The organism is Klebsiella sp. JB_Kp004, from assembly GCF_040065795.1.
In the GTDB taxonomy this organism is placed as follows: Bacteria; Pseudomonadota; Gammaproteobacteria; order Enterobacterales; family Enterobacteriaceae; genus Klebsiella; species Klebsiella quasipneumoniae.
In genome coordinates this window covers 55,507-81,883 of record NZ_JBEAKW010000053.1, presented here as the reverse complement: position 1 = coordinate 81,883, position 26,377 = coordinate 55,507, and the positions used below count along the sequence as shown (strand labels likewise).

Annotated in this window: 21 protein-coding genes and 1 riboswitch; of the genes, 9 read left to right on the top strand and 12 right to left on the bottom strand. The window is 62.1% G+C overall.

The genetic code is table 11. The annotated features are described in order from the left end of the window. Nucleotides 1-145: 145 nt before the first annotated feature. The 4 genes from ABLX76_RS25055 to ABLX76_RS25040 form a co-directional block, all read right to left on the bottom strand. Nucleotides 146-1,336 carry a cytochrome c biogenesis protein CcdA gene (locus tag ABLX76_RS25055; RefSeq protein ID WP_241515962.1) on the bottom strand — a complete coding sequence of 397 codons (1,191 nt, stop codon included), beginning with the start codon at nt 1,334-1,336 and terminating at the stop codon, nt 146-148. A gap of 102 nt (nt 1,337-1,438) precedes the next feature. Next, nucleotides 1,439-2,782 carry an ATP-binding protein gene (locus ABLX76_RS25050; protein ID WP_050534070.1) on the bottom strand — a complete coding sequence of 448 codons (1,344 nt, stop codon included), beginning with the start codon at nt 2,780-2,782 and terminating at the stop codon, nt 1,439-1,441. Beyond that, a complete protein-coding gene (locus ABLX76_RS25045) occupies nt 2,779-3,519 on the bottom strand; it encodes a response regulator (protein ID WP_241515961.1) in 741 nt (246 codons plus the stop codon). The genes ABLX76_RS25050 and ABLX76_RS25045 overlap by 4 nt, the downstream gene beginning before the upstream one ends. An 86-nt stretch (nt 3,520-3,605) precedes the next feature. Further along, entirely contained in the window at nt 3,606-4,598 is a 993-nt protein-coding gene (locus tag ABLX76_RS25040) for an alpha/beta hydrolase (protein ID WP_241515960.1), read from the bottom strand. Nucleotides 4,599-4,840: 242 nt separating this feature from the next. Between ABLX76_RS25040 and ABLX76_RS25035 the strand changes: the two genes are divergently transcribed. The 7 genes from ABLX76_RS25035 to pqqF all read left to right on the top strand — a co-directional run bounded on the left by ABLX76_RS25035 (nt 4,841) and on the right by pqqF (nt 11,493). After that, nucleotides 4,841-5,860, top strand: a complete 1,020-nt coding sequence (locus tag ABLX76_RS25035; RefSeq protein ID WP_348875411.1) for a dipeptidase — start codon at nt 4,841-4,843, stop codon at nt 5,858-5,860. 136 nt (nt 5,861-5,996) lie between these two features. After that, entirely contained in the window at nt 5,997-6,068 is a 72-nt protein-coding gene (pqqA, locus tag ABLX76_RS25030) for a pyrroloquinoline quinone precursor peptide PqqA (protein WP_002905689.1), read from the top strand. 54 nt (nt 6,069-6,122) lie between these two features. After that, complete coding sequence (gene pqqB, locus ABLX76_RS25025) at nt 6,123-7,049, top strand: pyrroloquinoline quinone biosynthesis protein PqqB (RefSeq protein WP_087777054.1); 927 nt, start codon at nt 6,123-6,125, stop codon at nt 7,047-7,049. Further along, nucleotides 7,043-7,798: a pyrroloquinoline-quinone synthase PqqC gene (pqqC, locus tag ABLX76_RS25020; protein WP_023289796.1), complete on the top strand. Its 756-nt coding sequence runs from the start codon at nt 7,043-7,045 to the stop codon at nt 7,796-7,798. The genes pqqB and pqqC overlap by 7 nt, the downstream gene beginning before the upstream one ends. Before the next feature lie 2 nt (nt 7,799-7,800). Continuing rightward, the gene (gene pqqD, locus ABLX76_RS25015) at nt 7,801-8,079 is read left to right on the top strand and encodes a pyrroloquinoline quinone biosynthesis peptide chaperone PqqD (protein ID WP_087777052.1); all 279 of its coding nucleotides are present in this window, start codon (nt 7,801-7,803) and stop codon (nt 8,077-8,079) included. Next, the gene (gene pqqE / locus ABLX76_RS25010; protein WP_087777050.1) at nt 8,066-9,208 is read left to right on the top strand and encodes a pyrroloquinoline quinone biosynthesis protein PqqE; all 1,143 of its coding nucleotides are present in this window, start codon (nt 8,066-8,068) and stop codon (nt 9,206-9,208) included. The genes pqqD and pqqE overlap by 14 nt, the downstream gene beginning before the upstream one ends. Beyond that, complete coding sequence (gene pqqF / locus ABLX76_RS25005; RefSeq protein ID WP_241515959.1) at nt 9,208-11,493, top strand: pyrroloquinoline quinone biosynthesis protein PqqF; 2,286 nt, start codon at nt 9,208-9,210, stop codon at nt 11,491-11,493. The genes pqqE and pqqF overlap by 1 nt, the downstream gene beginning before the upstream one ends. Here pqqF and ABLX76_RS25000 read toward each other — a convergent pair. The 3 genes from ABLX76_RS25000 to ABLX76_RS24990 all read right to left on the bottom strand — a co-directional run bounded on the left by ABLX76_RS25000 (nt 11,490) and on the right by ABLX76_RS24990 (nt 15,101). Beyond that, complete coding sequence (locus ABLX76_RS25000; protein WP_101996766.1) at nt 11,490-12,227, bottom strand: glutamine amidotransferase; 738 nt, start codon at nt 12,225-12,227, stop codon at nt 11,490-11,492. The two genes, pqqF and ABLX76_RS25000, sit on opposite strands and share 4 nt — an antisense overlap. A 109-nt stretch (nt 12,228-12,336) precedes the next feature. After that, entirely contained in the window at nt 12,337-14,247 is a 1,911-nt protein-coding gene (gene mrdA, locus ABLX76_RS24995) for a penicillin-binding protein 2 (RefSeq protein WP_348875410.1), read from the bottom strand. Nucleotides 14,248-14,468: 221 nt separating this feature from the next. Continuing rightward, nucleotides 14,469-15,101, bottom strand: a complete 633-nt coding sequence (locus ABLX76_RS24990) for a LysE family translocator (RefSeq protein WP_241515957.1) — start codon at nt 15,099-15,101, stop codon at nt 14,469-14,471. 17 nt (nt 15,102-15,118) lie between these two features. Beyond that, a riboswitch (ZMP/ZTP riboswitch) is annotated at nt 15,119-15,198 on the bottom strand. 343 nt (nt 15,199-15,541) lie between these two features. Between ABLX76_RS24990 and katG the strand changes: the two genes are divergently transcribed. Continuing rightward, nucleotides 15,542-17,719 (top strand): catalase/peroxidase HPI, encoded by a 2,178-nt coding sequence (gene katG / locus ABLX76_RS24985; RefSeq protein ID WP_044523422.1) that lies wholly within the window; start codon nt 15,542-15,544, stop codon nt 17,717-17,719. A 33-nt stretch (nt 17,720-17,752) separates the two neighbouring features. Here katG and zapE read toward each other — a convergent pair whose 3' ends face one another. Further along, nucleotides 17,753-18,772 carry a cell division protein ZapE gene (gene zapE / locus ABLX76_RS24980; RefSeq protein ID WP_223822578.1) on the bottom strand — a complete coding sequence of 340 codons (1,020 nt, stop codon included), beginning with the start codon at nt 18,770-18,772 and terminating at the stop codon, nt 17,753-17,755. Nucleotides 18,773-18,910: 138 nt separating this feature from the next. Continuing rightward, a complete protein-coding gene (locus ABLX76_RS24975) occupies nt 18,911-19,591 on the bottom strand; it encodes an MgtC family protein (protein ID WP_032452970.1) in 681 nt (226 codons plus the stop codon). A 590-nt stretch (nt 19,592-20,181) separates the two neighbouring features. On the opposite strand from ABLX76_RS24975, the gene ABLX76_RS24970 reads away from it, so the two are divergent. After that, on the top strand, nt 20,182-21,588 hold the full coding sequence (locus tag ABLX76_RS24970; RefSeq protein ID WP_348875409.1) for an MFS transporter: 1,407 nt from the start codon (nt 20,182-20,184) through the stop codon (nt 21,586-21,588). An 8-nt stretch (nt 21,589-21,596) separates the two neighbouring features. Here ABLX76_RS24970 and ABLX76_RS24965 read toward each other — a convergent pair whose 3' ends face one another. From ABLX76_RS24965 to ABLX76_RS24955, 3 genes are all read right to left on the bottom strand, one after another. Next, complete coding sequence (locus ABLX76_RS24965) at nt 21,597-22,478, bottom strand: LysR family transcriptional regulator (protein ID WP_049013677.1); 882 nt, start codon at nt 22,476-22,478, stop codon at nt 21,597-21,599. Between the two features lie 146 nt (nt 22,479-22,624). Beyond that, a complete protein-coding gene (locus tag ABLX76_RS24960) occupies nt 22,625-24,925 on the bottom strand; it encodes an FdhF/YdeP family oxidoreductase (protein WP_218810955.1) in 2,301 nt (766 codons plus the stop codon). Between the two features lie 319 nt (nt 24,926-25,244). Next, nucleotides 25,245-26,162, bottom strand: a complete 918-nt coding sequence (locus ABLX76_RS24955; RefSeq protein WP_049013675.1) for a bestrophin family ion channel — start codon at nt 26,160-26,162, stop codon at nt 25,245-25,247. Nucleotides 26,163-26,377 lie beyond the last annotated feature (215 nt).

The following is a 26,377-nucleotide window of genomic DNA, read 5'->3' as shown; positions in this document are numbered from 1 at the left end:
TCCCGCTTCGATGCCCGGTGGCGGCTGCGCCTTACCGGGCCTACATTCTCCCTGCACACTCCTGTAGGCCGGGCAGGCGCAGCGCCGCCCGGCAATGGGCATAAGGGATAAAGGGAACCGTCCGGCAGTCACCGACGTCCGCGGGTCAGGCTTTGCTCTCCTGCAGCAGCTGCTGGATCACCTGCTCCTGGCGGGCATAATCCCCTTCGCCGAAGGCGGTATAGCGCAGTTGCCCACGTGCGTCGAAAATGTAATGCGCCGGCCAGTACTGATTGCCGAAGGCGTTCCAGATGGCGTACTCATTATCCGCCACCACCGGGTAGGTTATCCGCCAGTCCTTCACCGCCTCGCGCAGCAGCGGTAGCGAACGCTCCCAGGGATATTCCGGGGTATGAACGCCAATCACCACCAGCCCGGCCGCGCGGTATTTGTTCGCCCAGTCGCGCACGTAAGGCAGGGTATGCTGACAGTTGATGCACTCCCGGGTCCAGAAGTCCACCAGCACCACTTTGCCTTTCAGACGCTCCGGGGTTAACGCCGGGCTATTGAGCCATGCGCTGCCCCCCGCCAGCGAAGGCATCGCGCTGCTGGGCTCGGGCGTCGCGATCGGTTGCAGAACCGTTTTCTGCGTTGGCTGCGGCAGACGGGCGGCAAGCCGCTGCTCCAGCGCCTGACTCCATCCTCCCGCGCTTTGCAAATAGCGGTCGCCGCCGCTGGCGATCAGCGCCACCGAGGCCAGCATCGCCACCCCCGCCAGCCGGCGCAGCCGTTCGCCGAACGCCAGCCCGCGACGCAGACGGGCAATCAACGCCGCGCCGCACCACCCGAGCAGGAATAACATCAGCGCCCCGCCGCCGCCGTAGGCTAACAGCAACCCGCCGGTGGTCGCCTGGACCGGATGCACAAAACCCAGGCTCAGTATCGCCCCCAGTACCGGCCCGGCGCATGGCGCCCACAGCAGACCCACCGCCAGCCCGGCCAGCAGCGAACCGATCCAGCCGCGCTGGCGTGAGCTGGCGTCGTTAAGCTGATTCCCCAGCGCCACCAGGGGTGACGTCAGCCGCTGCGCGACGCGCGGCGAAAGCAGGCTCAGCCCGACAAGGGCGAAGAACGCCAGCGCCAGGCCGCGCCCAGCCAGCGTCAGATTCACGACCCAACCGCTGGCGACCGTCACCAGCCACGACACAGCGCCAAACATCAGCGCCATGCCCGCCAGCATGATCGCCAGTTGCCCCCGGCGGCCCCGGACGCTGGCGAACAGCAGCGGGATCACCGGCAGCGTGCAGGGGCTTAGCAGGGTTAACATCCCGCCCAAAAATGCAATGAATATCGACATCGCCTTCTCCTCATTATGCCATCGCTGCCGAAGGTGGCAGCCACAACATTACAGCAAGGGGATGTAGGGCGGATGTGTCGGGAAAGCGGGAGAATTGTCGGTTTAGTTTTCTATCTGCGCCGGAGATACAGCAGGATACAATCCCTGCGCGGCGAGACGCACGCTGGCATCCAGACCGCCCTGCGGGCGATTGGCCAGGCGCAGCGTGCCGTTCATCTGGCTGACCAGCTGCGCGGCGATCGCCAGCCCCAGGCCGGTGCCGCCGGTATCGCGATTGCGCGAGTCCTCCAGGCGATAAAACGGCTGCAGCACCGCCTGCAGCGACGCCTCAGGGATCCCCGGCCCCTCATCCAGCACATGAATGATGATATCCCCGGCGGCGTCGCGGTTCAGGGCGACCGTTACCGTGGCGCCGAATTTCAGCCCGTTATCAATAAGGTTGGTCATCACCCGGCGCAGGGCCTGCGGTGGGATCCACACCACTCCGGCGCGCGCCTCGGGGCAAAACCGCACCGGCCGGCCGACATCGGCATAATCGCAGGCGATGCTGTCGAGAAAGGCGTCAAGGTTCAGCCGCTGGCGCGCCTCCTCCAGCGGCTGCGAAGTGCGAGCGAAGGCGATACCTTCGCGCACCAGGCGGGTCATATTGTCGAGATCCTGCAGCAGTTTGTCGCGCAGTTCAGGCTGGTCGGCCATCTCCACCCGCAGCTTCATCCGGGTGATCGGGGTTTGCAGATCGTGGGAGATGGCGGCGAGGATCCGCGCCCGCTCCTGCAGATGATCGTGGATGCGGGTCTGCATCGCGTTAAACGCGCGGGCGGCACGGCGCACCTCCTCCGGCCCCTGCTCGGCCATGGTTCCCGCCGTGTCGCTGGCCGGCTCAAGCGCATTCACCGCATGGGTAAAGCGAGTGATGGGCTGCAGTACCTGGCGAACCGCGTACCAGGCGCAGGCCAGCAGGAGGACAAACTGAGCGATCAGCACCACCGGCAGCCAGCGGGCGATGGGCGGTAGTTTCGGCCACAGGTCGAGGGTTAAGGGGGCGCCATCGTGGAGGGTAATATGGGCCTGGATATGCTGCCGCGGACCGGGGATCGCCACAATACTCACCGGATACTGCGCGCTCAACGCCTCCTGCAGGGAGCGCGCCGCGTCCCGGGCGCGCCAGCTGTCCGGATAGTCGCCGCGCTCGCCGGCGTCCAGCTGATAGCGGTAGTTGCCGCGCGCCAGCTTCGGCAGCCACTGCGGGCGTTCAGCGGGCGGCAGACGGTCGAGGATCGCCACGCTGGTGGCGACATCCGACGCCAGATTGCCCAGCATCACGCTGCGGGCGCTGCTCATACGCTCATAAAACAGCAGCGACAGGGTTAAGGTATTCGCCAGCAGCAGCGCCAGAAACAGCAGCGCCATCAGCCTCGACTGCAGCGAGGCGGGCCAGAACCTCATTCATGCCTCTCGCGGATGGAGACCGGGACCGACAGCACATAGCCCTCGCTGCGCACCGTCTTAATGTAGGCCGGCTCGCGGGCATCATCCCGCAGGCGCTGACGCAGTCGGCTCACCAGCAGGTCGATTGACCGTTCAAACAGTTCGGCGTCGCGTCCCTGGGTCAGATTGAGCAGCTGATCGCGGTTCAGCACCCGCTGGGGGTGGTCGAGAAACACCCGCAGCAGTCGATACTCCGCCCCGCTGAGGGCGACAATCGCCCCGCTGTCGTCCAGCAGATGGCGGGCGGCGGTATCGAGCAGCCAGTCGCCAAACGCGATCAGCCTGCCCGCCTCGGTGATCTGCAGGTTGGGCGGCAGCGCCCGGGTGCGGCGTAAAATGGCTTTGATGCGCGCCAGCAGTTCGCGGGCCACAAAGGGCTTCACCAGATAGTCGTCAGCCCCCATCTCAAGGCCGAGGATCCGGTCGCTGTCGTCGGTGCGGGCGGTGAGCATCAGCACCGGGATATCCTGTTGCGGGTTTGCGCGCAGCTGGCGACAGAGCGTTAAGCCATCCTCCCCCGGCATCATGATATCCAGCACAATCAGGTCGATTTGATGGTTTTTGAGCACCGACCACATGGCTTTGCCGTTCGCCGCGCCGCTGGCGCGGTATCCCGATTTTACCAGATAGTCGACAATCAGTTCCCGGATGTCGCGGTCGTCATCGACGACCAGGATGTGGTCAATACGCTCCAAAGGCTGCTCCTGCGGCAAAATAGACTCTTCACAAGCATAAGCCGTGTTGCCGGAAGCGCAACGTCGCGCCGCCGGCAAGGCGCGGGTTACAAACGATCGGCGTCCACCACCGCCTGCACAAACGCCGTCGGGTCCTCCTGCGGCGGGTTATGGCCCACCGGCCCCTGCAGATCCCGGTGCTCATATTTACCGGTAAATTTGGTCCGGTAGCTGGCGGGAGCCGGATGCGGCGCGCCGTTATTCGCCCCTTCCAGAGTGATGGTGGGCACCGTAATCGGCGGCAGCGCCGCCAGCCGTTGTTCATAGCTGGCATACTTCGCTTCCCCCTTCTCCAGTCCCAGGCGCCAGCGGTAGTTGCTGATGGTGATCGCCACGTGGTCCGGGTTATCCAGCGCCCGGGCGGTTTTGGCAAAGGTTGCGTCGCTGAATGGCCACTGCGGCGACGCCTGATGCCAGATAAATTTCGCAAAGTCATGGGTGTTCTGCCGGTAACCGGCTTCCCCGCGCGGAGTGGCAAAATAGAACTGATACCACCACGACAGCTCCGCCTGCGGCGGCAGCGGTTTTTCGCCAATATGCTGACTGCTGATCAGATACCCGCTCACCGAGACCAGGGATTTCACCCGCTGCGGCCACAGCGCGGCGACGATATCCGCCGTGCGCGCCCCCCAGTCAAAGCCGGCCAGATCCGCCTGCCTGATGTTCAGGGCATCCATCAGATGGACAATATCGGCCGCCATCGCCGACGGCTGACCGTTACGCGGCGTGCTGGCGGAGAGGAAACGGGTGGTGCCGTAGCCGCGCAGATACGGCACAATCACCCGGTAGCCCTTCTGCGCTAAAGCCGGCGCCACCTGGGCATAGCTCTGAATATCGTAGGGCCAGCCGTGCAGCAGAATCACCGGCTGGCCGTCGCGCGGGCCGATATCCACGTAGCCAATATTCAGATCGCCGGCGTGGATCTGGTGGATCTTGTCGAACGCCCCCGCGTCTTCAGCGGCGCAAACGGCAGCGGACCACAGGGTGGATAACCCCAGCGCCGCGGCGCTGGTATACCGGATCAGGGATAATCTGTTCATCGCTTTGTCACCTTTTATCGTCATCAAGAGAGTACGTAACCAGTTAAGCGGAAATTTGTATCCGCCGTGTGCCCGACAAGGGCCGTTTTTATCTCTTCATGTCAGCGATCCGCCGCGGGATACAGTGTGATACATAATCAATGTTGGCAATTGTTGCTGGCTTGTGAATTTCTGCTTGCCCACGGGCATAAATCCGCTACCGTGACAGCCATTTTTACCACCTGATAACCCAGGAGCCCGCTGTGGCGATTTTTGATGGTCACAATGACCTGCTGCTGAATCTCTGGCTTCACCATCGCGAGGATCCGGTGAACGCTTTCTTTGCCGGGATAGAGAACGGCCACCTCGATTATCCGCGTATTCGCCAGGGCGGTCTGGCCGGCGGCCTGTTCGCCCTCTTTGTACCGCCGCAGGAGTATATCGCCCGCGTGGCGCCCCAGTACGCCAGTCAGGCGTGGGACCCATTAACGATCCTCTGGCAGCAGCTGGCTATCCTCAAGGCGATTTGCGCCCATGACGCCAGCCGCGCGCGGCTGTGCCTGAGCGCGGCGGATATCGAACGCTGCCGTCAGGATAATGCGCTGGCGATGGTGGCGCACATCGAAGGCGCCGGCGGGTTCGACGCCCAGGGCGAAGATCTGCAGGACTTTTATCGCGCCGGGGTGCGCAGCATAGGTCCGTTCTGGAACATCGCCAATCGCTTCGGCTGCGGGGTCACCGGCGCCTTTCCCGGCAGTCCGGACAGCGGGCCGGGTCTTACCGGCGAGGGTATCGCGCTCATTGCCCAGGCCAACACCCTGAAGATGCAGATCGATGTTTCACATATGAATGAACAGGCCTTTTGGGATACCGCCCGTCACTCCACCGCCCCGCTGGTGGCCACCCACTCCAATGCCCACGCCCTGTGCCCACAGCCGCGCAACCTGACCGATCGGCAACTGCGGGCGATCCGCGACAGCGGCGGCGTGGTGGGCGTTAATTTCGGCAACGCCTTCCTGCGCGCCGACGGACGGCGCGATAGCGACACGCCCTTCGCCACCATCATCCGGCATATCGACTATCTTATTAACATAATGGGTGAGGATCATGTGGCCCTTGGCTCGGATTTTGACGGCGTCACCCTGCCGGACGCGCTGGGGGATGTGGCCGGCTTACCGCGGCTTATCAATGCCTTGCGTGACAGCGGCTATGATCAATTGGTGCTGGATAAGCTGCTGTGGCGTAACTGGCTGCGGGTATTAAAAAATGTTTGGCAACAATAGGTTATATTGTAAACATAAAGTTAATTCCTTACAGATTCCGGGTTGATCTCTCTCCCGGTGAAGCGCAATATGCGGCGGCCGTCACAGATCCTGCATTATCCGTGAGGCCTGTCGTCATTTTTAAGAGGAACAAAACATGTGGAAGAAACCTGCTTTTATCGATTTACGTCTCGGTCTGGAAGTGACGCTGTACATTTCTAACCGCTAATCGCCCCGCCCGCCGTTCGCGCGGGCCTCTTTTTTCATTACCCGGTCCGTCTTCATGTTCATTAAAGTCCTCGGTTCCGCCGCCGGCGGCGGTTTCCCGCAATGGAACTGCAACTGCGCCAACTGTCAGGGTCTGCGCGACGGCACGATCCAGGCCAGCGCCCGCACCCAGTCGTCGATCATCGTCAGCGATAACGGTCAAGAGTGGGTGCTGTGCAACGCCTCGCCGGATATCAGCCAGCAGATTGCCCACACGCCCGAGTTAAATAAAACCGGCGTGCTGCGCGGAACGCATATCGGCGGCATTATTCTCACCGACAGCCAGATCGACCACACTACCGGGTTACTCAGCCTGCGCGAAGGCTGCCCGCATCAGGTGTGGTGCACCCCGGAGGTCCATGAGGATCTCTCCACCGGCTTCCCGGTGTTTACCATGCTGCGCCACTGGAACGGCGGCCTGGTGCATCACCCCATCGCGCCGCAGCAGCCTTTTACCGTTGACGCCTGTCCTGATTTGCGGTTTACCGCGGTGCCTATCGCCAGCAACGCGCCGCCCTATTCGCCGTATCGCGACCGGCCGCTGCCGGGCCATAACGTGGCGCTGTTTATCGAAAACCGCCGCAACGGGCAGACGCTGTTCTACGCTCCGGGGCTCGGTGAGCCGGATGAGACCATTCTGCCCTGGCTGCAAAAAGCGGACTGTCTGCTGATCGATGGCACCGTCTGGCAGGATGACGAACTGCAGGCCGCCGGCGTCGGGCGCAATACCGGCCGCGATATGGGCCACCTGGCGCTCGGCGATGAGCACGGGATGATGGCCCTGCTGGCCTCCCTGCCGGCAAAACGCAAAATTCTTATTCATATCAATAACACCAACCCGATCCTTAACGAGCACTCTCCCCAGCGTCAGGCGCTGACGCAGCAGGGGATTGAAGTGAGCTGGGACGGGATGGCTATCACCCTTCAGGATATCGCATGCTGATCACCGACACGCTGTCGCCGCAGGCCTTTGAAGCGGCCCTGCGGGCCAAAGGCGCCTTCTACCATATTCACCACCCTTACCACATCGCCATGCATAACGGCGACGCGACCCGCGAGCAAATTCAGGGCTGGGTGGCGAACCGGTTTTATTACCAGACCACTATCCCGCTGAAAGACGCGGCGATCATGGCCAACTGCCCGGACGCGCAGACCCGGCGCAAATGGGTGCAGCGGATCCTCGACCACGATGGCAGCCACGGCGAGGACGGCGGGATTGAAGCCTGGCTGCGGCTGGGGGAAGCGGTCGGTCTGAGCCGCGACGATCTGCTCAGCGAGCGCCACGTGCTGCCCGGCGTGCGCTTCGCGGTGGATGCCTATCTTAACTTCGCCCGTCGCGCCTGCTGGCAGGAGGCGGCCTGCAGCTCCCTGACCGAGCTGTTTGCCCCGCAGATCCATCAGTCGCGCCTCGACAGCTGGCCGCAGCACTACCCGTGGATCAAAGAGGAAGGCTATTTTTACTTCCGCAGCCGTCTGAGCCAGGCCAACCGCGACGTGGAGCATGGCCTGGCGCTGGCGAAGGCCTACTGCGACAGCGCTGAAAAACAGAACCGGATGCTGGAGATCCTGCAGTTTAAGCTCGACATTTTATGGTCGATGCTCGACGCCATGACCATGGCCTATGCCCTGCAGCGCCCGCCCTATCATACGGTCACCGACAAGGCGGCCTGGCACACGACCCGACTGGTGTAACCATGCAAAAAACCTCCATCGTCGCCTTTCGTCGCGGCTACCGCCTGCAGTGGGAAGCCGCCCAGGAGAGCCATGTGATCCTCTATCCGGAGGGAATGGCCAAACTCAATGAGACCGCCGCGGCGATCCTCGAGCTGGTGGACGGCCGGCGCGACGTCGCGGCGATTATCGCCATGCTCAACGAACGCTTCCCGGAAGCCGGGGGCGTTGATGACGACGTCATCGAGTTCCTGCAGATAGCCTGTCAACAGAAGTGGATCACCTGCCGTGAGCCAGCATAAACCCGCCGTCAATCCGCCGCTGTGGCTGCTGGCGGAGCTAACCTATCGCTGCCCGCTGCAGTGCCCCTACTGTTCGAATCCGCTGGACTTCGCCCAACAGGAAAAAGAGCTGACCACCGAACAATGGATCGAGGTCTTTCGCCAGGCGCGGGCGATGGGCAGCGTACAGCTGGGCTTTTCAGGCGGCGAACCGCTGACCCGTAAGGATCTGCCGGAGCTGATCCGCGCCGCGCGCGACCTCGGGTTTTATACCAACCTGATCACCTCCGGGATAGGGCTGACGGAGAGCAAACTCGACGCCTTCAGCGAGGCCGGGCTGGACCATATCCAGATTAGCTTCCAGGCCAGCGATGAAGTGCTCAACGCCGCGCTGGCAGGCAACAAAAAAGCCTTCCAGCAGAAGCTGGCGATGGCCAGAGCGGTGAAAGCGCGCGACTATCCGATGGTGCTCAACTTCGTTCTGCACCGGCACAACATCGATCAGCTGGATAAAATTATCGCGCTGTGCATTGAGCTGGAAGCGGATGACGTTGAGCTGGCCACCTGCCAGTTCTACGGTTGGGCGTTCCTCAATCGCGAGGGGCTGCTGCCGACCCGGGAGCAGATCGCCCGCGCCGAGCAGGTGGTCGCCGACTACCGGCAGAAAATGGCCGCCAGCGGCAACCTCACCAACCTGCTGTTTGTCACCCCGGACTATTACGAAGAGCGGCCGAAAGGCTGCATGGGCGGCTGGGGATCGATTTTCCTCAGCGTCACCCCGGAAGGCACCGCCCTGCCTTGCCACAGCGCGCGCCAGCTGCCGGTGGCGTTTCCGTCGGTGCTGGAGCAGAGTCTGGAGTCGATCTGGTATGACTCGTTCGGCTTCAATCGTTACCGCGGGTATGACTGGATGCCGGAGCCGTGCCGCTCCTGTGATGAAAAAGAGAAAGACTTCGGCGGCTGCCGCTGCCAGGCCTTTATGCTGACCGGCAGCGCCGATAACGCCGACCCGGTGTGCAGCAAATCCCCGCATCATCACAAAATCCTCGACGCCCGGCGCGAAGCGGCCTGCAGCGAGATAAAAGTCAGCCAGCTGCAGTTCCGCAACCGGGCCAGCTCGCAGCTGATCTACAAAACCCGGGACCTGTAATGACGCTGGCGACCCGCACCGTCACGCTGCCGGGCGGCCTGCAGGCCACCCTGGTCCATCAGCCGCAGGCCGAACGCGCGGCGGCCCTGGCGCGGGTCGCCGCCGGCAGCCACCACGAACCGTCGCGCTTCCCCGGGCTGGCGCACCTGCTGGAACACCTGTTGTTTTACGGCGGTGAGCGCTACCGGGATGATGACCGGCTGATGGGCTGGGTGCAGCGCCAGGGCGGAAGCGTGAATGCCACCACCCTGGCCCGCCATAGCGCGTTTTTTTTCGAGGTCGCCGCCGATGGTCTGGCTGACGGTGTCGCGCGTCTACAGGAGATGCTGCAGGCGCCGCGGCTGCTCAGGGAAGATATTCAGCGCGAAGTGGCGGTGATTGACGCCGAGTACCGCCTTATCCAGCAGCATGAGCCGTCGCGCCGGGAAGCCGCCGTGCGTCACGCCGCCAACGCGCCCGCGGCGTTTCGCCGCTTTCAGGTAGGCAGCGCCGACGCGCTGGCGGGCGATCTCCCTGCACTGCAGACGGCCTTACGCGATTTTCACCACACCCATTACGTCGCCCGGCGGATGCAGCTCTGGCTGCAGGGGCCGCAGTCGCTGGAGTCGCTCGGCGAGCTGGCGGTCCGTTTCGCCGCCGGGCTTGCCGCAGGCGAGGCTCCGCCGCCGGCGCCGCCGCTGCGCCTGGACGAGACCACTGAACTGCAGCTGGTGGTCGACGCCCAGCCCGCCCTGTGGCGCTGTCCGCTGTTCGCCTTAAGTGACAACGTCACCTTACTGCGCGAGTTTTTGCTCGATGAAGCCCCCGGCAGCCTGATGGCCGGGCTGCGCCAGCGTGGTCAGGCGCAAGAGGTAGCGCTGAACTGGCTGTATCAGGATCGGCACCTCGGCTGGCTGGCGCTGGTCTTCGCCAGCGACCAGCCGGAACAGGTCGACCGGCAGATAACCCACTGGCTGCAGGCGCTACAGCGGACGACGCCAGACCAGCAGCAACACTACTATCAGCTCTCCCGGCGCCGTTTTCAGGCGCTGTCGCCCCTCGATCAGCTGCGCCAGCGGGCATTCGGCTTTGCCCCCGGCGCGCCGCCCGCCGGGTTCGCCGATTTTTGCGCCGCCCTGCAGGCCGCCCCTACGGTCAGCCTGGCCTGCCAGACCCTTTCCCCAGGGGAGCCTGTTGCCACCCAGGGCTTTAGCCTGCCGCTCAGCCGCTGGCGCCGCCGCCCGGTCACTGCCCCGGCGCTGAAATTCGCTTTTTATCCACAAGCCGCTGGCGGCCTCGTGGCCGAAAGCCCGGCGCAAGCCGCGCCGCTGCTCCACCTCCCGTCACCGGGAGAGCCGCCGAGGCTCCTGCTCCGACCGCCCTTCTCCTGCTCGCCCACTCAGGCCGAGGGGCTGGCGCGCGGGGAACAGCTGCGCCCGCTGCTCGCCGCGCTGCGCCACGCCGGGGGCCACGGCGAGTGGCATCGCGTCGACGGCAGCTGGCAGCTGCTCCTGCAGTTGCCAGCTGCCGGCCGGCGGCCGGAGGCTATTCTGCAGGCCATCGTGCGGCAGCTCGCGCTCCCGGCCGACCCGCTGACCCCGCCGCCGGAGAGTATTGCTATCCGTCATCTCATGGCCCAGCTCCCCGAACGGTTGGCCACATCAGAGCATCAGGCTGGTTGGCTGGCGGCCCTGGCCGGCGGCAGCGCGGAGGATGCGCGGTGGGTCGCGCGCCAGCTGAGCCTGCTTACCGTCCCGGTCAACCCGCCGGGCAGCCTCCCCGGCCCCTGCCGGCGCGGCGTCGAACGGCTGGCTTTCCCCGGGGGCGATACGGCGCTGCTGGTCTTTATTCCGCTGCCGGATGGCGCCTCGCTGGCGGCTCTTCGGGTGCTGGCGCAGCGCTGCGAACCGCTCTTCTTCCAGCGCCTGCGGGTAGAGCAGCAGATTGGCTATGTGGTGAGCTGCCGCTATCAGCGCGTCGCCGATCGCGACGGGCTGCTGATGGCGCTCCAGTCCCCGGATCGCCGCGCCGTGGAACTGCTGCGCTGTTGCAAAACCTTTCTGCGCCAGCTGCCGCCGCTGGATGAGGCGGCCTTCAGGCCGCTACAGCAGCGCCTGGCCGCACAGGTCCGCGCCCGGACGCCGCCCGAGGCGCAGGCGCTGGTCGCCCTGCGTCAGAAGTATGCTTTACCGGAGCTGACGGCGCAGGCGGCTGACGCGCTGCGCGTCGAAGCGGTCGTTGACCTGGCCCACGAGATGTCCCGCCGGCGTCGCCGCTGGCGGGTGCTGTTCACTGCAGGGGATTAATGGCCGGGTGCATCAGGGGGCAGAAAGGCGCTGACGAAGCGCGTGAGGATTGCCGCGGCCTGCGGGCTCTCCTGCACCTCATTGTATAACCGCTGCGGGTCGATGCCCTCTGCCTGCAGCACCGCCTCCCGGTAGCGGATCAGCGCGCGGGCAATCGGCGCGGTGAACTCCGGGTGAAACTGCGTGGAGACCGCATGCGGCCCGTAGCGCACGATCTGGTGGGGGTCGTGAGCGGACGCGGCCAGCACCGTGGCCCCCTCCGGCAGGCGGGTAATGGTTTGCATATGGCTCAGATGCGCGGGAAAGGCGGCGGGCAGGTCCCGGAGCAGCGGGTCGTCGACACCCCACGGCGATAGCGAAACGGTTTGGCTGCCGCTTTCCCGTCCGGCTGGATGATACGCCACCTCGCCACCCAGGGCATGAGCCATCAGCTGATGGCCATAGCAAACGCCGAACAGCGGCATGCCGATAGCCACCGCCTGACGGATCCAGTCGGCGGTCCGTTCGCTCCACGCCAGGCGGTCGGACACCATCGCCCAGGAGCCGGTCAGCACCGCCACCGTCTGGCGATCCGGCGCCGGCAGCGGCTCGTCCTCAAACACCCGTACCGCGGTGAGCTGCGCCTGCCATGGCGCCAGCAGCGTGCGGAACCAGCGCGGCAGATCGCCATGCTCCTCGCGGATGGCTGCCGGGGGCGTCCCGGTCTGAACCAGCAATAATCGCTTACGTGTCACCCTTCCTCCTCACTCGTCATGTTCCTTAAAAATACTATGCCGCCGGGAAGATAAGGGGACAAATAACCAATTTCTATGAACGATGCGCCTGCGGAATAAGTCCTGCCGCTTACTGGGCGTCCGCGCTCTCCCGCTGCGGCACGTCGGCGGCCGCCGCCGGCGCCTGCTGCGGGACAAAAATATGGTCCAGGATGGCGCGCGCCGTCGGTCCGGCCACCACTCCGTCCCCGCCGCCGTTCTCCAGGATCAGCGCCATCGCCACCTTCGGATGCTGATAAGGGGCAAAGAGGGTATAGAAAATGTGGTCGCGCAGACGCACCGGGATCATTTTGGCGTTATAGGTCTGGTTTTGCTTCAGACTGAACACCTGCGAGGTCCCGGACTTTGCCGCAATTTGATACGGCGCGGTATGGAACAGTTTATAGCCGGTGCCGTTGGGCAGATTCGCCATCCCATACATGCCGTTGCGCACAATGCCCCAGTACGGGGATTTCGGATCGCCGACCTGCGGCAGGTTCGCCGGCTGCTGATAACGTTCCACATGATTGCCCTGCTTCATCGAATAGAGCAGATGCGGATCCTGCACCTTGCCGTTGTTCAGCAGCGTGGTGAGCGCTTTCACCATCTGGATGGGGGTGGCGATCCAGTATCCCTGGCCGATGCCGACGGAGATGGTATCCCCCTGATACCAGGGCTTTTTATGCACCCGCTGCTTCCACGCCCTGCTCGGCAGCACCCCGGCATACTCCTCATTGAGATCGATGCCGGTAGACTGGCCGTAGCCGAACTTGCTCAGCCACTCATGGATCCGGTCGATACCCATCTCGAAGGCCACCTGGTAGAAAAAGGTGTCTGCGGACTCTTCAATGGCTTTGGTGACGTTGAGCATGCCGTGGCCGGTTTTCAGCCAGTCGCGATAGCGGCGTTGCGTGCCCGGCAGCGTCCACGTCGGCGCCCCGAAGAAGGTGGTATTCGGCGTGATCACGCCCGCGGAGAGCGCCGAGAGCGCCATATAGGGCTTCACCGTCGAGGCCGGGGGATACAGCCCCTGGGTGACACGGTTGATTAACGGTCGGTCGGGGTTATCCAGCAGCGATTTATAGGCCTGAAAGCCGATGCCTTTGACGAACGGGTTAGGATCGTAGCTGGGGCTGGAGACCATCGCCAGTACCCCGCCATCCCGGGGATCGACCACCACCACCGCCGCGCGCTGCCCCTTCAGCACCGACTCGATATACTGCTGCAGGTGCAGGTCAAGGGTCAGGTAAAGGTTTTTCCCGGCTACCGGCGGTACCTCTTTCAGCAGACGTACCACCCGACCGTGGTTATCCACCTCCACCTCCTGGTAGCCGGTGGTGCCGTGGAGCGCTTTTTCGTAATAGCCTTCGATCCCCTGCTTGCCGATATTGTGGTCGGCAGCATAGTTCTCCTCTTCACCGTCTTTCGCCAGCCGCTGCAGGTCGCTGTCGTTGATTTTCGACACATAGCCCACCACGTGCGCCAGCTCTGCGCCGTAGGGATATTCACGCTGCTGGTAGCTCTCCACCGTCACCCCGGGGAAACGGAATTCGTTGACCGCGAAGCGGGCCACCTCTACGTCGCTGAGGTCGGACTTGAGGGTAACCGCTTTATAGCGGCTGCTGTGGTGCATATCGTCGCGGAAACTGGCGATGTCGTCCGGCGTCAGGTCGACAATCGGCGTCAGGCTTTGCAGCAGCGCGGCCATATCGGGAATTTTGCTCGGGATCACCTGCAGGCGATACAGGGTAATATTCTGTACCAGCGGAATGCCGTTGCGATCGAATATCAGCCCGCGGCTGGGGGCGATGGGCAGCATTTTGATATCGTTTTGGTTGGAGCGGGTCTGGTAGAAATCGTGCTCCTCCACCTGCAGATGGTAGAGGTTGAAAATCAGCACGCCAAAGCAGACCACCACCAGCAGAAAGGCGATTGCGGCCCGGCGGATAAACAGCATCTCTTCCGCGGAGTGGTCGCGAATTTCATCTCTCAAAAGGGGCATTAGCGGTACATCACCTGGATCACGGGAAAAACCAACGGCGTAACGGCCGGGAAGCATAGCCTTATCGCGGCGTTAGCCCTACTGAAAGGTTGCTAATGATCTGGCAGAAATGTATCAGCATGTTAGAGCGTGGAGAGCCTTGCGCAGTGAGAGAAAGGCATCAGGGCGCGAGGTTGGCCAGCGACAGGTCTCGCTGGCTCCCCTTTCCCCGGTAAACCCGGTTATTTTCTGGCCTCAAAAGCGATCTTAACCGCCATCCCGGCCAGTACCGTCGCCATCAGCCAGCGTTGAAATTGTTGCCAGCCCGGCCGCCGACCAAGAAAAAGCGCCACCTGCCCGGCCAGCAAGATAATCAGGCCGTTCACCGCCACGCTGATTAATACCTGGGTACAGCCTAATATTAACGACTGGCTGAGCACGCTGCCGAGTCCGGGGGTGATAAATTGCGGCAGCAGGGACAAATACAGGATGGCAACTTTGGGGTTCGCCAGGCTGGTGATAAATCCCATCAGAAACAGCTTACGCCCACTGTCGGCGGGTAAGTCGCGCGCCGCGAATATCGGCCGCCCTCCCGGTTTAATCGCCTGCCACGCCAGATAGAGCAAATAAGCGACCCCGCACAAACGCAATGCATCGTAGGCATAAGGGACCGCGAAAACCAACGCGGTAATGCCGAAAGCGGCACACAACATATAGAAGAAAAAACCCACGGCCACCCCGGCAAGGGAGATAAAGCCAGCGCGTTTTCCCTGGCAAATCGAACGCGAAGTGAGATACATCATATTGGGGCCAGGGGTTAACACTAACCCCAGCGCCACCGCGGCAAAGGCCATTAAAGAAGCTAATTCAGGCATAACTTATCTCCAGATAGCGGTAATGCCCAGGCGCGCGGCGACGTTGACCATGCTCCCCAACAGTATTCTGTCTTTAGCGCCAGTCACATGGTGTCTAAGTATTAGCTTATTCTGCGTCTGCCAACAACCCCTGCGCCGGGCATTCGTTACGCTCGCGCAGCGGAAAACCCTCATCCTTTTCTCATAGTAAAATTGTCATATCTCAAACAATTAGCATTCCTTCTGCCCGTTTGATACAGATCGTTTCCTTTGCCGTCTCGTTACGACTATGGTTAATGATGAGGTTTATTTTTTACCCCTGGATCCGCCAGGGCATATAAGAGGGTGTTTCGCCCTTCGTTGAACGGAATTAGCTATTAAATCCGTAGACTCATTCAAATATCGCTTATTGGTAGCAGTGTATATCGTAACGGCATTCACAAAAGCAAACGGAGCCTGATATGAGCACGTCTAACGACCCATCCAACAACGCATCCGCCGGAAAGTGCCCTTTCCACGCCGAGACGCCCAAGCAGAGCGCCGGCAGCGGCACCGGCAACCGCGACTGGTGGCCTAACCAGCTGCGTGTCGATCTGTTGAACCAGCACTCCAGTCGTTCCAACCCGTTGGGTGAGGATTTTAACTACAGGGAAGAGTTTAAAAAGCTCGATTACTCCGCGCTGAAGGCTGACCTCAGAGCGCTGCTGACCGATTCGCAAGAGTGGTGGCCGGCAGACTGGGGCAGCTATATCGGTCTGTTTATTCGTATGGCCTGGCACGGCGCCGGCACCTACCGCACCGTTGACGGTCGCGGCGGCGCGGGTCGTGGACAGCAGCGCTTTGCGCCGCTGAACTCCTGGCCTGATAACGTCAGCCTCGATAAAGCCCGCCGTCTGCTGTGGCCGGTGAAACAGAAATATGGCCAGAAAATCTCCTGGGCCGACCTTTACATGCTGGCGGGTAACGTGGCGCTGGAAAACGCCGGCTTCCGCACCTTTGGCTTTGGCGCCGGTCGTGAAGATGTCTGGGAACCGGATCTGGACGTCGACTGGGGCGATGAGAAAGAGTGGCTGGCCCACCGTCACCCGGAAAGCCTGGCGAAACAGGCCATCGGCGCCACCGAAATGGGGCTGATCTACGTTAACCCGGAAGGCCCTAACGCCAGCGGCGAGCCGCTGTCCGCCGCGGCGGCCATTCGCGCCACCTTCGGCAATATGGCGATGGACGATGAAGAGATTGTCGCGCTGATCGCCGGCGGCCACACCCTGGGTAAAACCCACGGCGCAGCCGAGACCAGCCACGTCGGCGCCGAGCCGGAAGCCGCCCCGCTGGAAGCTCAGGGTCTGGGCTGGCACTCCAGCTACGGCAGCGGCGCAGGCGCGGATGCCATCACCTCCGGTCTTGAAGTGGTCTGGACGCAGACGCCCACCCAGTGGAGCAACTACTTTTTCGAGAACCTGTTCAAATACGAATGGGTGCAGACCCGCAGCCCGGCGGGCGCTATCCAGTTCGAAGCCAAAGACGCGCCGGAAATTATCCCGGATCCGTTTAACCCGGGTAAAAAGCGCAAACCGACCATGCTGGTCACCGACCTGACCCTGCGCTTCGACCCGGAGTTTGAGAAGATCTCCCGTCGCTTCCTCAACGATCCGCAGGCCTTTAACGAGGCGTTCGCCCGGGCGTGGTTCAAGCTGACCCACCGCGATATGGGGCCGAAATCCCGTTACCTCGGACCGGAAGTGCCGAAAGAAGATCTCATTTGGCAGGATCCGCTGCCGGCGGCGACCCATCAGCCGAGCGCGGACGACATCGCCAGCCTGAAAACCGCCATCGCTGGTGCCGGCCTGTCGGTGAGTGAGCTGGTGTCGGTCGCCTGGGCCTCCGCCTCCACCTTCCGCGGCGGTGATAAGCGCGGCGGCGCCAACGGCGCGCGTCTGGCGCTGGCCCCGCAGAAAGACTGGCCGGTCAATGCTATCGCCAGTCGGGTGCTGCCGACCCTGCAGGCGATCCAACGCGCCTCCGGCAAAGCGTCGCTGGCCGATATCATCGTGCTGGCTGGCGTGGTCGGCGTGGAGCAGGCTGCGGCGGCGGCCGGCGTCAGCGTCAACGTGCCGTTTACTCCAGGCCGCGTCGACGCCCTGCCTGAGCAGACCGACGTCGAGTCGTTTGACCTGCTGCAGCCGCTGGCGGATGGCTTCCGCAACTACCGTCGCATCGAGGGCGGTGTGTCGACGGAAACGCTGCTGATCGATAAAGCGCAGCAGCTGACCTTAACCGCTCCGGAGATGACGGTTCTGGTGGGTGGACTGCGCGTGCTGGGCGCCAACTACGACGGCAGCAAACACGGGGTGTTTACCGACCGCGTCGGCGTGCTCAGCAATGACTTCTTCGTCAACCTGCTGGATATGGCCACCGTCTGGAAAGCGGCCGATGATCGGGCGGAGCTGTTTACCGGCAGCGACCGTAAAACCGGCGAAGCGAAGTACAGCGCCACCCGCGTGGATCTGGTGTTTGGCTCCAACTCGGTCCTGCGCGCGCTGGCGGAAGTCTACGCCTGCGCCGACGGGCAGCAGAAGCTGGTGCATGACTTTGTCGCCGCCTGGACCAAGGTCATGAACCTCGACCGTTTCGACCTGTGATCCCCTCGCCCTGGCACCCGCCGGGGCGTTTTTTTATACCGCCCGCGGCAGCTGTTGCAGGCGGCTCCGCGTTCGCTGAATATCCTCCAGTTCCACCCCGGCCACCAGCGTCTCCAGGTCGCAGCGGGTCACCAGCAGCAGGCGGATCTGCTTTTCATACAGCACATCAATCACGTTGATAAAGCGCTGCTGGGCCGCCGGCCCTACCGTGGCCAGCGGCGGCACCTCGTCCAGCAACCAGACGGCATAACGTTCGCTGAGCGACAGATAGTCCATCACCGCCGTGGCGGCCTGGCAGAGCTGGGCAAAAGAGAAATGGAGCAAGTCGGGTGACGCCGCGGCCGCCTGCAGCGTGCGATAGCCTACCGCCAGCGGAACCGGTTCGGCAGGCAGCGAGGGCAGATCGTACAGCTGACGCTGTTGTTCGCTCGGGTTAACCCATAGCCGCCCGCTGCAGAAGGCGTTATCCTGGCTCAGGTGCCGTTCGCGATAATCCTCCTCGCCGTTAAGCGCGACGACCGCCAGATGGGCGCGGATCAGCGCGATCGACGGTAAAAAGCGATCGTGATACAGCGGATTAGGCAGCAGCATCTCCGGCGGGTAGTTAGAGGTTGCCAGCAGCACGATGCCCCGTTGAAAAAGGTGTTCCAGCAGCGCCTTCATCAGCATGGCGTCGCCGGGGTCGTGAAGATGAAATTCGTCAAAGCACAGCAGGCGGCAGCCGGAGGTCATCTGCATCATCACCGCCTGCAGGCCGGGCGCGCCGGGGGCATTCAGCCGCTGATGCAGTTCGCGGAAGAAGTGATGAAAATGGACCCGACGCCTGGCGGCGAGCGGCAGGCTGGCAAAAAAGTGGTCGAGAATAAAGCTTTTCCCTCGCCCGGTGCGTCCCCAAACGTACAGTCCCTGCGGCGTGCCGGGCGCGGACAACAGCTGCTGGCCCAGGGCGTCGAGGCGGGCGATGAGCGACAGCTGATCGTCGTCCAGCGTCAGACGGGCACGCGCCGCCTGCTCGGCCATCACGCGGGTAAAGCGAAAATCAGCCATCGTCATAGTCTGGCCAGATCCCGACGACACACATCCATTATTTAACATTCTTATAACCTCCGGCAGGAGGCCATTCTAGCCGCTTTCCCGCGGCTTGGCGAATCGCGCGGCGAGCGGCCATGTCTGCTGCCCCGCCGCCTGTCTCTACGCTTCTCCGACGCGCCAGTGTACCGAGGTGACGTTCTGCTGGCCGGCCACCTGCGCCATAATCTGCGCCAGCGTTTTGTGATGCTGCTTATGGCTAATCAGCTCCGCGCAAATCTCCAGCTGATCCGCCGTATCTGCCGCCGCCGACTGCAGCCCCTGCAGGGTGAACCTCTGCTGCTGAGCAATATTCAGCAGCAGCTGACGCACGGCCTTTTCATGCTCGCGTAAACAGGTGACGCGCAAGATATAGCGTTTCTCTTCGTCTCCGGCGCCCGGCAAGGCATGAATGCGCTGCGCCGCTTCGCGGAGCAGGATATTGGCGCACAGAATAATCAGCGTCGCCGCCGTCGCGTTCCAGAACTGTCCCAGGCCGCAGAGGACACCGATACCGGCCGAGCACCACAGGGTGGCGGCGGTATTGAGGCCGCGAACGTTCATGCCATCGCGCATAATCACTCCCGCCCCAAGGAAGCCGATACCGGAGACGATCTGCGCCGCAATGCGCCCGGGGCTGTCCGGCGACGCCGACATCGCGCTAAGAATAAACACCGCCGCGCCGGTGGCCACCAGCGCATTGGTCCGCAAGCCGGCCATACGTTGCCGCCACTGTCTTTCCGCGCCGATCAGCGCTCCCAGCAGCATCGCCGCGAGTAAATGTGTCATATAAGGAAATACCATCGCGCCTTCCTCCAGATAACAGAAAGCCAAAAATTATTGATGTCGCGCTCAGCCGCGCCGGGCAATTAGCGGGCGGGTGATGGTGGAGGAAATAAGCTGGTGGGAAACAGAAACATAATGGTGCCTCTCGCGTACGGTCGCGAATCACTACATTAAGGGAGGCAATCCGATAATCAAAGATTGCTGCCCGCCGGTTCGGCAAGCAGCGAAAACAGTCGCGTTAGCTTGCCGGAGAAAAACAATAAGGATGACTGTCCAACGCATGACTCCTGTATGAAAGTGGGCACATTATAGCCCGGCGTAATAGCGGGTAAAGCGGGAAAACGCCGCCGGTGAGGATTCGTTTACTCTGTCTGGCCCGGACCCTGGGCAGCGCGATAACGCCAGGCGGGGAGCATTGCCGTCCACGGTGATTTACTTCAATTCTTCCCCTGGCGTACGGCGAAAAGCAGCATGAATCTCAACTTTCCTCCTGTACGGCGCGATCTTGCGCTAAAGATTGCCGTTAACTCTAAAGATTAAAAATTTAAAACTATTAACAATCACTTAACATTAGCAGGCAAACCATTCTTCCTGAGGAACACAACACCATGTCTACCACCCAGGTTCTCGGCGAAACGCCCTATGCTTCGCCAGGACAACCGCACGCCAGCTTAACCGGACGCATTGACGCGTTGCCCGCCTCCTTCGGGTTATGGTCGTTTATCACCCTGCTCTCTCTCGGCGGCTTCTTCGAGCTCTACGACTTGTTCCAGACCGGGTACATTAGCGCGGGCCTGCTGGCGGAGGGTATTTTCCACACCGGCGCGGCGGGGATCCTTGGCATCGCCGATCAGGCGGCCTTTGCCTCCGCCACCTTTATGGGGCTGTTTATCGGCGCGAGCCTGCTGGCGCCGCTGGCGGACAAGCTGGGACGCCGGCTGACCTTTATGGTGGCGCTCGCCTGGTACGGCTTTTTCTCGCTGCTGATGGCGACCCAGAGCAGCGCGGAAGGGGTGATCTTCTTCCGCTTTATGGTGGGAATCGGCCTCGGCATTGAGCTGGTGACCATTGACACTTACCTCAGCGAATGGGTCCCTACCCACCTGCGCAATAAAGCCTTCGCCTTTGCCTTCTTTATCCAGTTTCTGTCGGTTCCGGCGGTGGCGCTGATGTCCTGGATATTGGTGCCAACCACCCTCTTCGGCCTCAGCGGCTGGCGCTGGGTGATCATCTTCGGCGCGCTGTTCTCGCTGGCGATCTGGTTTATCCGCAAAAAACTGCCGGAGTCAGCCCGCTGGCTGGAAACCAAAGGGCGGCATGATGAGGCGCATGCGGTGATGTGCGCGATGGAAGCCCGCTGCGGCCTGACGCCGTCGCCGAAGCATGCGCAGGCGGCGGAGAGCGTCGTCAAACGCGGCACCTTCCGCGAAATCTGGGCGCCGCAGTATCGGCAGCGCACCCTGATGCTGATGGTGATGAATTTCTTCCAGGCGATCGGTTTCTTCGGCTTTGGCAACTGGCTGCCGGCATTGCTCTCCGGTCAGGGCGCCAGCATTACCCACAGTCTGCTGTACGCCTTCTTTATCACCCTCGCCTATCCGCTGGGCTGCCTGTTCTGCACCCGCTTCGTGCATCGCTTTGAGAACAAGTGGCAGATCGTCCTCTCCGCGCTGATGACCGTCATCTTCGGCACCCTGTTTGCCCTGCAGAACAGTCCGGTTCTGCTGGTGATCTGCGGGTTTATGATCACCTGGTCCAACGCCTGGCTGACCATCAGCTACCACGCCTACCAGGCCGAGGTCTTCCCGACCCATATTCGCGCCCGCGCCGTCGGCTTCTGCTACTCGTTCAGCCGGCTCTCGACCGCGGTGACCAGCATCCTGATCGGCATTATTCTGCAATATGCCGGCACGCCGGGGGTGATTAGCTTTATCGTCGTCAGTATGCTGATGGTGATGCTGTCGGTGGGGATCTTCGGCCCGAGAACCCGGGGCATTCGACTGGAAAATATCTGAGGCTGGCCTCAGCCAAAAATCCCCTGCGCCTCGGCAAAGCATTTTTCCGCCAGGGTCGAGACCGGCTCCTGCTGGCGCATAATCAGCGCCAGCTGCGAATCGACCTGGCTTTCGGCGATGGGCAGGATGTCAAGATTGTCGCTGAGGGCCTCCAGGCCGTTGTTGAGCGGCATGATGGCGCAGCAGATCCCCGCCTGCACCGCCTGGATAATCTGAAACGTCGAATCGCTTTCAAAGACAGACTTCGGCGTTAGCCCTTTGGCCTTAAAGCTGATTTCAATGGATTCCCGGTAGTACATTCCCTTGGTCAGAAAGCCAAGGGGCAGCGTCGCCAGCCTATCCCACCCCGGCGTCCCGTCGCTGAAGTCGAAATGGCGTTTATCGTGCAACAGTCCCATCCGGGTTTGCGGCAGCCGGGCGATCTTAAACAGACGTTCATCCAGATGCTGCAGGTAACAGATCCCCAGGTCCAGCTGGTTGCGGCTGACGCCATCGATAATCTGCTCCGAGGTCATTGACAGCAGGCTGAACTGCAGCGCCGGGTATTTCTCCGCGAGAGGTTTAATCAGCTGCATCGGATTGAGGCTCGCCAGCGGCACCATGCCAACCCGCAGCTGACCGACCATCTGTCCGCGACAAATGGCCGCCTCCGCCGCCAGACCGTCATGGGCGGCCAGCACCGCCCGCGCCCAGGCCAGGATCCGCTCCCCCTCCGGGGTAAAACCCTCGAAGCGCTGGCCGCGCTGGATAAGGGTCAGGTTCAGCTCCTCTTCCAGATTACGAATGCGCATGGAGAGGGTCGGCTGGGTAATATGGCAGGCTGCCGCCGCCTGGCCAAAATGGCGCGTCTGATCGAGCGCGATCAAATACTTGAGTTGCTTAATGTCCATTCTTTTTCCCGTTTGAACCCCGCCGTTCACCCCCGGGGCCGCGCACAGGTTACCAGAATGTTAGTTTCATAACCGATAAATTCAAGCGAGGAGACGAGGGGGCGACGGGCGCAGGACGGCGCGACGCCGCCCAACGCCCTCCTTCTTTAACGCACACCGGACAGCGGGCGGATCTCTTTCGAGCGCAGCGTCAGGCGGACGGGGACCGACTTATAGGAGGGCGTCCCGCTCTCTTCATCCAGATAGTTCAGCGGCACCAGCACGTTGGCTTCCGGATAATAGGCGCCGACGGTGCCGGGCGCGATGCCGTAGGCCACCACCGTGATATCTCTGAGCGTCAGCGAGCTGCCCGGCAGCGCAGTGTGGATATCGACCCGATCGCCATGCTCCAGACCCTGGGCGGCCATATCCTGCTCGTTCATAAACAGCACGTCGCGGCGGCCGAAGACGCCGCGGTAGCGGTCATCCATGGCGTAGATGGTGGTGTTGTACTGGTCGTGGCTGCGCAGGGTCACTAAGCGCATCACCTCCTCGCCCTCCACCACCACGTTCTCATGCACGCCTTTGAAAACCGAGAACATGGCTTTGCCGGTGGCGGTAGGCCAGATGCGCTCGGTCGGCGGCAGCGGCATGCGAAAGCCCCCGGGGTGGCGAATGCGCTGGTTATAATTTTCGAACCCCGGAATGGTCTGTTCGATCAGCTCCCGAATACGGTCGTAATCTTCCACCAGATACAGCCAGTCCACTTTGCTGGCCGGCAGAGTGGCGATCGCCAGACCGGCGACAATCGCCGGCTCCGAACGCAGCGTCGGCGAGGCGGGCTTTAGCTTGCCTGACGAGGCATGCACCATCGACATCGAATCCTCGACGGTGATCGACTGTCGGCCGCTGGCCTGCAGGTCAAGCTCGGTGCGGCCAAGGCACGGCAGAATAAAGGTCTCTTTCGCCGTCAGCAGGTGCGAGCGGTTGAGCTTGGTGCCGACGTGCACGCTGAGCTCAAGGCCGCGCATCGCCGGGAAGGCGCGTTCGTGATCCGGCATCGCCACGGCGAAGTTGCCCCCGAGGCAGATCAGGGCTTTGGCGTCGCCGGCGATCATGGCCTCCAGCGCCTTCACCGCATCGTGACCATGATGCCGCGGCGGCGTGATCCCCATCACCCGCTGCAGGCTGTCGAGGAAGGCCGCGGAAGGTTTTTCGCTGATCCCAACGGTGCGGTTTCCCTGCACGTTAGAGTGGCCGCGCAGCGGACAGATGCCCGCCCCCGGCTTGCCGATATTGCCGCGCATCAGCAGCAGGTCGGCAATCAGCCGGACGTTGGAAGTGCCTTTATTATGCTGAGTGATCCCCATGCCGTAGGTGACGATGGTGGCCCTGGATTTGGCATAGGCCACGGCGACCTGGGTCAGCGACTCGCGCGTCAGGCCGGACTCCTGCTCAATGTCCTGCCAGCGGGTGGCGTGCAGATCCTCGGCGAAGGCGGCGAACCCCTGGGTATGTTGCGCAATAAACGCGTGGTCGAGCACCTGGCCCTGCTCCTCCTCCAGCTGCAGCAGCGCTTTGGCGATCCCTTTCAGCGCCGCCGCGTCGCCGCCGGCCCGCACCTGGTAGTAGGTCGAGGCGATCGGCGTCGAGCGATACGTCGCCATCTCCATCACGTTTTGCGGGTCGGCAAAACGCTCCAGCGCCCGCTCACGCAGCGGATTAAAAACGATAATCGGCACGCCGCGGCGGGAAAGCTCATGCAGGGTGCCCATCATCCGCGGGTGGTTGGTGCCCGGATTATGGCCGATAGAGATCACCAGCTCGGTCTGGTCAAAATCGTCGAGGGAAACGGTGCCTTTGCCAATGCCGATCGACTGCGGCAGGCCCACGCTGGTGGATTCATGGCACATGTTAGAGCAGTCGGGAAAGTTATTGGTGCCATACTCGCGGGCAAACAGCTGAAACAGCCACGCCGCTTCATTGGAGGCCCGTCCGGAGGTGTAGAATTCAACTTCATCCGGCTGCAGGCCGCGAAGGATCTCGCCGATACGGGCGAAAGCCTCTTCCCACGCCACCGGGCGCAGCGTGTCGCTGGCGCGGTCGTAAACCAAAGGATGTGTTAAGCGGCCATAGCCCTCCAGTTCAAAATCGCTTTTCGCCAGCAGGGAGGTCACGGTGTTAGCCGCGAGGAACGCTGGCGTCACCCGTTTGGTGGTCGCCTCCCAGGTCACAGCTTTGGCGCCGTTTTCGCAAAACTGAAAAGTGGATTTATGCTCTTTATCCGGCCAGGCGCAGCCCGGGCAATCGAAACCGTCAGGCTGGTTGGTTCGCAGCAGCGTGGCGGGCGCTTCAAAGGCATCCATCTGGGTACGCACGGCGATGGCCGTCGCCTTCAACGCGCCCCACCCGCCTGCCGGACCGTCATAAGGGTGAACACCGGGAACCGCGCGTCTTTTATTGGTCATCTTTTTACTCCTGCTGCTCTGTTCTGGCCGCCGCCGGCGGAAAAAAAGCGTGCGACGGCCCCGGCGACGAGGCGTGGTGTGCGCGGCGTCACCTGATAAGAATGCTGTTTCTCAAGGATAGTACGATGGGAAAGCGTAGGTACTGCGTTTGTTAACCGAATAATAACATACACCACAAATCTGTATAATTGATGTTATCTATCGGGTGTTAAATTTAACTTATTTGCAAATTTTGCTTTTATCGCCCCCTCCGCGCGGCGGGTCGCATGGGCGCGGGAAAGTGATGACCGGGCAGCGGAAACTGCCCGGTGCGCAGGGCTCAGGTCAGGTTGAAGTACCGGTCCGGACGCAGCGTCTCCGGCAGCGGATGTTGACCGGTCATGTCGAGCAGATTGCGCTCAATGGTATTGCACATCGCGTTCAGCGGCAGGTCGTTGGCGGCGGTGCCGAAGGGATCCTCCAGCTCTTCCGCCAGTGAATCCCACGACAAAAAGGTGTAGGAGATAAAGACCGAGACAAACGGCGTCATGTAGTGCAGATCCCCGACCAGGGCGAACGGCAGCAGCGTGCAGAACAGATACACGGTGCGCTGTAGGATCAGGGTATAGGCGAACGGCACCGGGGTGGTGGCCAGCCTTTCGCAGCCGCCCAGCACGTGCGCCAGCTCATCGAGTTTGTTGTCCATCAGCCCATAGGTGATGTCGCTAAGCTTGCCCGCCTCGCGCAGCTGGCCGATTTCGTTGCCGACCAGCAGCAGGATCCGGTTGGTGGGCATTGAGCTGGCGAGGATCTCCGCCACCTGGTCCGCCGGCAGCAACCGCCGCAGCTCAGCCGTCGGATCGGTTTTGCGCAGCTGGTGCTTCAGGCTCCAGCTAAAAGCCACCAGGTAGCTGACAATGCGGCGATGGGCATCGTGTTCGGCCGGCAGGATATTGCGCAACTGGCGCACCAGCGTACGTTCGGCGATAAGCACCGTCCCCCACAGATTGCGCGCCTCGACGAAGCGGCTATAGCTGGCGCTGTTGCGAAAGCCGAGGAAAATCGCTATCGCGATCCCCAGCAGGCTGAACGGCGCCACCGTTAAGTGGATCCCCCACTGCGCGTACCATTGATAGCTGATAATGGCGATGATGGACATCAGCACATTAAGCAGCAGACGAAAGATGATTTTCGACAGCACGGAGCCGTGCCAGTCAAATAGGCGAAGAAACCAGTGTTGTTCTGGCCGAATGATCATTGTCTGACTTCCTGAATTACCGCTCTGGTTATTATCTCTAAATAAAAAATAGAGAGTATCGATGAACCGATTGGTTTATTTTATCGTTAACTGCAACGGGCAGATCTGCGCCATTATTTAGCGATGGCAATGGCCGGCTCAGTATGAGCCTTATTTATCGTTCGGGCAATCAATGTGCGAGCGGGTGGCGCGAGGAATAATGGCTCAGAGGTTAA

What these genes read in the sequence shown, in the direction of transcription:
- ABLX76_RS25055 (WP_241515962.1), bottom strand. Translation starts at nt 1,336, where the DNA reads ATGTCGATATTCATTGCATTTTTGGGCGGGATGTTAACCCTGCTAAGC.
- ABLX76_RS25050 (WP_050534070.1), bottom strand. Translation starts at nt 2,782, where the DNA reads ATGAGGTTCTGGCCCGCCTCGCTGCAGTCGAGGCTGATGGCGCTGCTG.
- ABLX76_RS25040 (WP_241515960.1), bottom strand. Translation starts at nt 4,598, where the DNA reads ATGAACAGATTATCCCTGATCCGGTATACCAGCGCCGCGGCGCTGGGG.
- pqqB (WP_087777054.1), top strand. Translation starts at nt 6,123, where the DNA reads ATGTTCATTAAAGTCCTCGGTTCCGCCGCCGGCGGCGGTTTCCCGCAA.
- pqqC (WP_023289796.1), top strand. Translation starts at nt 7,043, where the DNA reads ATGCTGATCACCGACACGCTGTCGCCGCAGGCCTTTGAAGCGGCCCTG.
- pqqD (WP_087777052.1), top strand. Translation starts at nt 7,801, where the DNA reads ATGCAAAAAACCTCCATCGTCGCCTTTCGTCGCGGCTACCGCCTGCAG.
- pqqF (WP_241515959.1), top strand. Translation starts at nt 9,208, where the DNA reads ATGACGCTGGCGACCCGCACCGTCACGCTGCCGGGCGGCCTGCAGGCC.
- mrdA (WP_348875410.1), bottom strand. Translation starts at nt 14,247, where the DNA reads ATGCCCCTTTTGAGAGATGAAATTCGCGACCACTCCGCGGAAGAGATG.
- ABLX76_RS24990 (WP_241515957.1), bottom strand. Translation starts at nt 15,101, where the DNA reads ATGCCTGAATTAGCTTCTTTAATGGCCTTTGCCGCGGTGGCGCTGGGG.
- katG (WP_044523422.1), top strand. Translation starts at nt 15,542, where the DNA reads ATGAGCACGTCTAACGACCCATCCAACAACGCATCCGCCGGAAAGTGC.
- zapE (WP_223822578.1), bottom strand. Translation starts at nt 18,772, where the DNA reads ATGACGATGGCTGATTTTCGCTTTACCCGCGTGATGGCCGAGCAGGCG.
- ABLX76_RS24975 (WP_032452970.1), bottom strand. Translation starts at nt 19,591, where the DNA reads ATGGTATTTCCTTATATGACACATTTACTCGCGGCGATGCTGCTGGGA.
- ABLX76_RS24970 (WP_348875409.1), top strand. Translation starts at nt 20,182, where the DNA reads ATGTCTACCACCCAGGTTCTCGGCGAAACGCCCTATGCTTCGCCAGGA.
- ABLX76_RS24965 (WP_049013677.1), bottom strand. Translation starts at nt 22,478, where the DNA reads ATGGACATTAAGCAACTCAAGTATTTGATCGCGCTCGATCAGACGCGC.
- ABLX76_RS24960 (WP_218810955.1), bottom strand. Translation starts at nt 24,925, where the DNA reads ATGACCAATAAAAGACGCGCGGTTCCCGGTGTTCACCCTTATGACGGT.
- ABLX76_RS24955 (WP_049013675.1), bottom strand. Translation starts at nt 26,162, where the DNA reads ATGATCATTCGGCCAGAACAACACTGGTTTCTTCGCCTATTTGACTGG.